Source organism: Moorella mulderi DSM 14980 (genome assembly GCF_001594015.1).
In the GTDB taxonomy this organism is placed as follows: Bacteria; Bacillota; DSM-521; order Neomoorellales; family Neomoorellaceae; genus Neomoorella; species Neomoorella mulderi.
In genome coordinates this window covers 58,610-64,844 of sequence record NZ_LTBC01000015.1, presented here as the reverse complement: position 1 = coordinate 64,844, position 6,235 = coordinate 58,610, and the positions used below count along the sequence as shown (strand labels likewise).

14 protein-coding genes are annotated in these 6,235 nt (G+C 48.7%); 8 read left to right on the top strand and 6 right to left on the bottom strand.

Translation table 11 applies throughout. The features are described from left to right. Positions 1-136: 136 nt before the first annotated feature. Positions 137-409: a hypothetical protein gene (locus tag MOMUL_RS13105; protein WP_062285488.1), complete on the top strand. Its 273-nt coding sequence runs from the start codon at positions 137-139 to the stop codon at positions 407-409. A gap of 27 nt (positions 410-436) precedes the next feature. After that, complete coding sequence (locus tag MOMUL_RS13100) at positions 437-682, top strand: hypothetical protein (protein ID WP_062285486.1); 246 nt, start codon at positions 437-439, stop codon at positions 680-682. Between the two features lie 22 nt (positions 683-704). On the opposite strand, the gene MOMUL_RS13095 is transcribed toward MOMUL_RS13100, so the two are convergent. From MOMUL_RS13095 to MOMUL_RS13085, 3 genes are all read right to left on the bottom strand, one after another. After that, positions 705-926 (bottom strand): hypothetical protein, encoded by a 222-nt coding sequence (locus tag MOMUL_RS13095; protein WP_062285484.1) that lies wholly within the window; start codon positions 924-926, stop codon positions 705-707. Beyond that, a complete protein-coding gene (locus MOMUL_RS13090; protein ID WP_062285482.1) occupies positions 923-1,351 on the bottom strand; it encodes a hypothetical protein in 429 nt (142 codons plus the stop codon). Before MOMUL_RS13090 ends, MOMUL_RS13095 begins: the two co-directional genes overlap by 4 nt. Positions 1,352-1,535: 184 nt before the next feature. Then, positions 1,536-1,775, bottom strand: coding sequence for a hypothetical protein (locus tag MOMUL_RS13085; RefSeq protein WP_062285480.1), 240 nt, complete (start codon positions 1,773-1,775; stop codon positions 1,536-1,538). A 6-nt stretch (positions 1,776-1,781) separates the two neighbouring features. Between MOMUL_RS13085 and MOMUL_RS16315 the strand changes: the two genes are divergently transcribed. The 3 genes from MOMUL_RS16315 to MOMUL_RS16945 all read left to right on the top strand — a co-directional run bounded on the left by MOMUL_RS16315 (position 1,782) and on the right by MOMUL_RS16945 (position 3,357). Further along, entirely contained in the window at positions 1,782-2,027 is a 246-nt protein-coding gene (locus MOMUL_RS16315; RefSeq protein ID WP_169802209.1) for a hypothetical protein, read from the top strand. A 38-nt stretch (positions 2,028-2,065) separates the two neighbouring features. Next, on the top strand, positions 2,066-2,221 hold the full coding sequence (locus MOMUL_RS15895) for a stalk domain-containing protein (protein WP_084785652.1): 156 nt from the start codon (positions 2,066-2,068) through the stop codon (positions 2,219-2,221). A gap of 179 nt (positions 2,222-2,400) precedes the next feature. Continuing rightward, positions 2,401-3,357 carry a hypothetical protein gene (locus tag MOMUL_RS16945; RefSeq protein WP_169802208.1) on the top strand — a complete coding sequence of 319 codons (957 nt, stop codon included), beginning with the start codon at positions 2,401-2,403 and terminating at the stop codon, positions 3,355-3,357. A gap of 47 nt (positions 3,358-3,404) precedes the next feature. Here the strand turns inward: MOMUL_RS16945 and MOMUL_RS13075 are convergent, their stop codons facing one another. The 3 genes from MOMUL_RS13075 to MOMUL_RS13065 form a co-directional block, all read right to left on the bottom strand. Beyond that, positions 3,405-4,169 carry a copper amine oxidase N-terminal domain-containing protein gene (locus MOMUL_RS13075; RefSeq protein WP_062285476.1) on the bottom strand — a complete coding sequence of 255 codons (765 nt, stop codon included), beginning with the start codon at positions 4,167-4,169 and terminating at the stop codon, positions 3,405-3,407. Positions 4,170-4,282: 113 nt separating this feature from the next. Further along, a complete protein-coding gene (locus tag MOMUL_RS13070) occupies positions 4,283-4,792 on the bottom strand; it encodes a hypothetical protein (RefSeq protein WP_062285474.1) in 510 nt (169 codons plus the stop codon). 295 nt (positions 4,793-5,087) lie between these two features. After that, positions 5,088-5,309 (bottom strand): hypothetical protein, encoded by a 222-nt coding sequence (locus MOMUL_RS13065; protein ID WP_062285472.1) that lies wholly within the window; start codon positions 5,307-5,309, stop codon positions 5,088-5,090. Between the two features lie 158 nt (positions 5,310-5,467). On the opposite strand from MOMUL_RS13065, the gene MOMUL_RS13060 reads away from it, so the two are divergent. Genes MOMUL_RS13060 through MOMUL_RS13050 form a run of 3 tightly spaced genes read left to right on the top strand, consistent with a single transcriptional unit; the run spans position 5,468 to position 6,144 of the window. Then, positions 5,468-5,725 carry a helix-turn-helix domain-containing protein gene (locus tag MOMUL_RS13060; RefSeq protein ID WP_330219212.1) on the top strand — a complete coding sequence of 86 codons (258 nt, stop codon included), beginning with the start codon at positions 5,468-5,470 and terminating at the stop codon, positions 5,723-5,725. Continuing rightward, positions 5,722-5,916 carry a type II toxin-antitoxin system HicA family toxin gene (locus MOMUL_RS13055; RefSeq protein ID WP_062285468.1) on the top strand — a complete coding sequence of 65 codons (195 nt, stop codon included), beginning with the start codon at positions 5,722-5,724 and terminating at the stop codon, positions 5,914-5,916. The genes MOMUL_RS13060 and MOMUL_RS13055 overlap by 4 nt, the downstream gene beginning before the upstream one ends. A gap of 3 nt (positions 5,917-5,919) precedes the next feature. After that, positions 5,920-6,144, top strand: a complete 225-nt coding sequence (locus MOMUL_RS13050; protein WP_062285466.1) for a type II toxin-antitoxin system HicB family antitoxin — start codon at positions 5,920-5,922, stop codon at positions 6,142-6,144. The last annotated feature ends 91 nt before the right edge of the window (positions 6,145-6,235 follow it).

Below are 6,235 nucleotides of genomic sequence, written 5' to 3'. Positions count from 1 at the left end.
AAGTCATCGTCTTGTTGTTGTGGACGATGATGGAGGTTTAGTCTGCCCTCTTGGACTTCATCATAAAAAATGAAAATCTAAGAGAGCAGGCGATTTAACGAGCTAGAAGCAAATTATTGAGATAGGAATGATGGGCATGTTCAAAAGGTTTAAGGAGCTTTGCAAAATCGAGCCTAAATTGTGGAAACTCTACCAGGAGGCGAAATCCTATAAGCCCACGCCGGATTTCTGCGCTAACCGGGTATGGTACTGCCGGGGAGGATTAAAAGAACGCCTGCTGCCTTTGGTGGGCTGGCTGGCTTCCAACCCGGCCCTGCGTACAGAAGAAGCCTATGACACGGCCTATGACGTGATTTACAACGCCCTGCCGGACTGCCAGCACAAAGAAGAAAATGCTTACTGCTTCTAATTAAAAAATTTTTGGGGAGGTAAAATTATGCGAGTAAATTCTGAATGGGTAAAACAAGGTTACGCCGACAGCACGAATCCCCACGCCTTACATGACTGGTTCGATTACTGCGCCCGGAATTCCATGCCCTATGTTGTAGTGTGGAGGAAAAAGAAATTTGCCAGAGTCACTTCCGACCTCATTACGGTTGAGCCGGATGGCTGCCTGAACGAAACCGGGTATCTCGAAGTTGCCAGGCTGTATTACCTCTATGGTGTTGGTAAGGACGATTAACTGCCGCCGTTGCTCCAGAACTTCATTGGACGGCAGCTTCTGATTGTTTTTGTGAACTGTTGCGAGGCTGTTTTTCTTCCGCATTGTCGTTACCGCCTCCTTCCCCTACCGGCAGCAGCCCGGCAAGCTCCAGCATGAGCCTGGCCGCCGCTGCATCGCCGTCCTTAGCCCTGGCCGCCAGGGTGTCGATTATTTCAGGTACTTCTTTAACGGCGCGCCAGCGGGCGTAATCCAAAACCGTCATTCGCTTCTCTCTCCTTTCGCCAGGATTTTTGTGGCCTGTCTCGAAAACCACTTGAGCCAGTTGTCAGCCTTTTTCGGTTGCCGCGTCCTGCCCGTTTCCTTCCAGGCCCGGTAGCGGGTGGCCCTGGCGCAGTCCCGGCAAACAAACTTACCAGGACCAGGAGCGAGGAATAATACGGTCGTCACTTTTCCACAGGTGGGGCACTCAAACCGCGTAGCAAAGCCGCCTCTCCGGTAGGGCAGCCGCACGCGCTTGATTGCCTGGGCGTAGCGTTTACCGTTTATGCACCATACCGCGTTAACAAAGTTTGGCCATATCCGCAGGCCCACCCTAACACCTCCTGTGGTAAGGCTTTCCGTCCCGTTACGCCTGGACTGGAGTGGCCCGGCACGCAGTTGCGCGAAGTTTTTTACATATCGAGCCATTGTTCATAACCACCTTTTTGGGTTTATTATGCTAATTATTATTTACACCATGATTATAGCTGGCGTAAAAGGCCGGTAGGGGCCTGGCCCATACGCTAATACCACAGGAATTGAATAACGGCAAGGGCTATAAGCGCGGCGGCGGTGTAGGAGAGGAAACGAATTAGCTTGAACTGCGTAGGCATCAGGCGGCACCCCCTTTGACCAGGCGGCCATCAACTACCCGCCAGCCGAAGTCGATTAACGGCGTTTTGGTACGGCAGGCGACTTTCCATTCCCGCTTGTCGATGGTATGGCGCATATCTTCTATGAAAGAGCGTACCAGCCTGCCGGTATACTCATTATCTAAGGTCTTTCGGTTTGCTGGGTTAGACAGGATTGCAACCAACTTAGCGGCGTACTCATCAGCGTATTTGAGCGGCACTTCGGCTTGGGTCAGTATGGTCCCGAAATAATCGTTGCCGAAGCCATTGACGCATCGCCACAGGTGATGCGGGTTGTGGTGGACATGGCCCTGGACGGCGACCTGGAGGCGGCCAAACTGGTGTTAAAGGTGGCCGGGCTGGATTTGAGCGGAGGTAGCCGGGCGAACGTCCAAAATGCTATTCAGATCAACATCACGGCTGAGGAACAAGCCCAGTTGGAGAGGGACTTAGAAAATGGCCTCCTCGAATAAAGCGGAGACTAAATTACCTAATTTAAGGAGTAATTACTATGGCAAGTACTAATTCCTACGGTTACCAGGTTCCATTGCGTAGCACTTTAGAAAGTATGGGTTACAAAGTTGACTGGCAGGGCGAAGGCAAGCCCATCAAGGCCAGCAAAGGCGGTAAGTCTTACGACATCACGCCGGGCATGTACGAATTTTGAGGTGGTACGACCTACAAGGGCTACTAACAGAAATCGCGCCCTCCACAGTGGGGGCGCGTTGACATATAGCAACTACACTTTATTAACGAAAGGAGCAGATAACGATGGCCACCCCGAAAACTTATGTTGATTGGGCTAAGGAAGCTGGTTACAAGGTCACGCCTACTGGGAAGGGTGGGATGTATACAATAACCAACCCTACTACTGGTAAATCCATGCAGGCGTGGGAGGGTACACAGTACACTCCCGGCGGTGCTATCAGTACGGTCCACACTATAGGCGGCCTCAAGACCCCGGAGCAGGTGCGGCAGGAGGTTATGGCCGGTAGGGTGTCGAGAAGCAGCGGCGGAGGTGGTAGTAGTGGAGGTGGCAAATCGACTTCTACCACATCTTCCAAGAGTGGTAGTAATGGCTCTAGCAGTAGTTGGAACTGGGGAGCAACACTGGGGGCTATAGGAGCTGGTCTTGGGCTTGCCGGTCTTGGTGCGGGACTTGCCGGTAGTAGCCCTGCAGTAGGGGCCGCTTTAGGTACGTTGGGTACCGGTCTCAGTACGGTGGCAGGTTACAGGGGCGGGAGTGGTACTGTTGGGCGGCAACCAACGACAACACTACCGCCGGATATCCAGCGACAGCTTGATGAGCAGAAGAAAATATACGAAGGTTATATTAACCAGCTTAACAACCAGCTCGATGCGCTCAGGAGCCAGTTCCAGGTAACACCCCCACCCAAACTGGAGGTGACGTCTCCACCAACTCCGGTGAAGATTGAACAACCACCGAAGATAGAAGTTCCTGCGGGACAGAAGCCTGCTGAAACATCCGGCCCGGCGCAGGACGTGCAGGAAAAAGGCCCTGGCGGGTTCGTGGAGCAGGTAGCTCTGCCGACGGCTGCCGTCCCGAGTGTGGATGAACTCTACCGCATCTACAAAGAGGTTACTGGCGGTAAGGAAAGCCCAGAAATCCGGGAGTACCTGGCGTCGCCCCAGTTCCAGAGCGTCCTCGGCGGCAAGGTGCCTATGTGGATGAGCGCCGACCCGGTTTGGCGGTTGTACTTGATGCGGTTGGGGTATTTGCCTGGGCGGGGTAACCGGGCCAGGATGGATGCATTACGAGAGAGGGTACAGCAGGCAGGGTAAGGAGCATAATGAAAGGGCCACCCATTCCACGGGGTGGCCCTTGATCGTTATTGAGATAATAATTTTGCTTCCGCTTCTTCTGCTTCATCAGTGTTAATTAGCAGATAAGGATAAAATGGGTTATTATTTTCTATGACTGTTATATCATCAGTAGTTAGCCAGAATCGAGTGTCGATCTGGTCAAAAGAAGAAATTTCCCATAAAGATCCATCTTCTAGCTTAATATATTTGCCATCACTGTTTTCAGAAATCCAATGACCTGAACCTAGACCCTTATAGCTAGTAGAAGGAATATTTTTAGGTAACGGGGTTGTGGGAAATTGAGGTATTATTGGTGGTGTTGGATTGTAATGTTTTTCAATTGTATCTGCTAATTTGTTTGCCAAGACTGGATCTGAATTAATGAGCTTTGCTAGATTTATGAGAACGGGTAGCATTTCGGGGTTTTGTAGAAAGTCATTTGTCAACGCAGGTTCTGTCCTCAAAAGGTTTGCCCACTGTATTAGAACCTGTCTTAACCCAGGATTTTGCTCCAGGAGAGTTATAAACTCACTAGGTAATTGCAGTTCTTTAATATGGTTAACTATTACAACAGTATTGTTTGCATCATCCCATCTAACGTCAGCTCCTAGAGCTTCGCCCACTGCCCGAAGCGGGACCATAGTCCGGCCCTCTATCACCTGTAGAGGCACATCAGTATAAATCTCTTTTCCATCAACAAAGATACGGATGTTTTCTCCAGCTCTGGCTACAGCGATACCACCGAACAACACGATAAAGATTACGTATAGTATGATAGCGGCCCGTTTCAAAAATACCACCTCCAAAGTAGCGTATTCTATGTATGGATTGTAAAAATCGTCTCTAATAAAACGAGAGATACCTTAATCCTTTTTCCAAGTCTATACACCTATTGTAACAAATCCTAATTGCCGTTTTCCTTATGATTGAGCTTGTTTTCTTCTCCATCTTTCTTATGCCCCTGTAATATATAGGCGATTATAGCACCACCACACACATAAGCAATAAATCCACCGTAGTTCGAATTATAGCCCACGCGTCTCCATCCACCGCCCAACTCTCCCATCATTTCTCTAGCTGTATCAAAGTAATTTCCTGGACGAGGCTTTTGAGGTGGTACATATTCTAATCGCTCAGACTTCAATCCTATTGCAGCCAGTTTAGAATTGAGGCCCCAAGAAGTAAATTTCCCGAATGTGAAATACCCTAATACCATCACATAAACGGCGAATACCAGCCAGGCTATATTCCTTCTTGAAGTGCCCGGCCTCATCTCTTTTGTCATAAGCGGCAATACTTCAGCGTTTTTATTTTCATCATCAGACTCTTTCATAATCCGTGTAGCCGCAGCTATGATAATAGTACCCATGATTAACGCGATAACTGCAATTATGGGAATTATTCCCACTGACATAAAACCACCTCCTGTTCGGTGTATTCTATGTCAATGTAGTAAATCCTGCAGGTATTGTAAATAATTTTCTTTTGTCAACCAGGTTCCCTTGCAACACGGCTGTGTATGGAGAGGAAGGGTTTCCACATGCGCGTCCCGCCCAGGGGTGGCCAAAGACGGGATACCCACGCGCTCCGGTAACACAAGCTGCCGTTACTTCCGGCAAAAACTTATACCTATCCCTGTGGTACCGCCTGGCCAGGCGTTCACATAAAAATTGGCGGCCAGGTTTTTAGGCCTGGCCGCAATGTGCTTGCTACGTTATAGCTTCATCCTCATTCTCATTGCAGTATGTCCATCTCAGGTAATCGCTAACATCTTGAAATCTTTCATACAAGGCCGCCACATCCGGGTTTTTAGTGGTTAGTATCGCTTTGTAAAATTCTTCATCCTGAAGCATAACGTCTAATAGTTCTAAGGCGATTTCTCTTTTCTTCTCCCACAACCGTTCCCTTAAACTTTCAAGCGTGACTGCCATTGAAGGATACCTCCTTATAGTTTATTTGCAAGCAGCTATTCTGTCTGCCTGCTAATACAATATTAACATGGAAGCAGACAGTAGTCAAGTACTTTTTGCCTGTAAACGCAAAAATTTTTTCTGGCTTCTAGCGCTATACATAGCTATTATGCTACAATATGTATGTGCAAACAATAATCATGGAGGTGATGGTAATGGCTATAAAATGTTTGCTGTCAACAATTATGGGAGCTAAACGATTGAAGATGACTGAGGTCGCAGAAGGTGCTGGTCTGGCGCGTAGCACAGTATTTGGCCTCTACCATGACAAGGTAACAAAAGTTGATTACGCCGTCCTGGATAAGCTCTGCTCATTCCTCAATTGCCAGCCAGGGGACTTACTGGTCTACGTGCCGGAAAAGGATAGTCAATCATGAAGGTTCGCGATATCATAAAACTAATAGAACGAGATGGGTGGTATCTTGTTACCCAAAAGGGGAGCCACAGGCAATTCAAACATCCCGTAAAGCCAGGACGTGTCACCATAGCGGGCCATCTTAACGACGACCTGGCTCCAGGCACATTAAACAGCATCTTAAAGCAGGCTAAATTGAAGGAGGGCAAATAAATCGTGGATAAATATTTAATCGTTATCGAGAAGGCCGATGGGAATTATTCCGCGTATTCGCCCGACCTCCCCGGCTGCGTGGCTACCGGAAAAACACCACGTGAGGCCAGGGAGAATATGGCAGAAGCTATAAAGATGCACCTCCAGGGACTAAAAGAGGATGGCCTGCCAATCCCAGTTCCCACAGCCGAAGCAGATTATATCGGCGTAAACCTGCAAGCTCTTTAATGGAATCGATTCTCTGGAAGCCTCTAAAATGCCCTGTAAGGCCCCCTTTATCGAGCTGGTAAAAAAACTATTACCCGCAAATTTTAAGGGC

Excerpts from the sequence above, each read along its gene's own strand:
- MOMUL_RS13105 (WP_062285488.1), top strand. The coding sequence starts at position 137 with ATGTTCAAAAGGTTTAAGGAGCTTTGCAAAATCGAGCCTAAATTGTGG.
- MOMUL_RS13100 (WP_062285486.1), top strand. The coding sequence starts at position 437 with ATGCGAGTAAATTCTGAATGGGTAAAACAAGGTTACGCCGACAGCACG.
- MOMUL_RS13095 (WP_062285484.1), bottom strand. The coding sequence starts at position 926 with ATGACGGTTTTGGATTACGCCCGCTGGCGCGCCGTTAAAGAAGTACCT.
- MOMUL_RS13090 (WP_062285482.1), bottom strand. The coding sequence starts at position 1,351 with ATGGCTCGATATGTAAAAAACTTCGCGCAACTGCGTGCCGGGCCACTC.
- MOMUL_RS15895 (WP_084785652.1), top strand. The coding sequence starts at position 2,066 with ATGGCAAGTACTAATTCCTACGGTTACCAGGTTCCATTGCGTAGCACT.
- MOMUL_RS16945 (WP_169802208.1), top strand. The coding sequence starts at position 2,401 with ATGTATACAATAACCAACCCTACTACTGGTAAATCCATGCAGGCGTGG.
- MOMUL_RS13070 (WP_062285474.1), bottom strand. The coding sequence starts at position 4,792 with ATGTCAGTGGGAATAATTCCCATAATTGCAGTTATCGCGTTAATCATG.
- MOMUL_RS13065 (WP_062285472.1), bottom strand. The coding sequence starts at position 5,309 with ATGGCAGTCACGCTTGAAAGTTTAAGGGAACGGTTGTGGGAGAAGAAA.
- MOMUL_RS13060 (WP_330219212.1), top strand. The coding sequence starts at position 5,468 with ATGTATGTGCAAACAATAATCATGGAGGTGATGGTAATGGCTATAAAA.
- MOMUL_RS13055 (WP_062285468.1), top strand. The coding sequence starts at position 5,722 with ATGAAGGTTCGCGATATCATAAAACTAATAGAACGAGATGGGTGGTAT.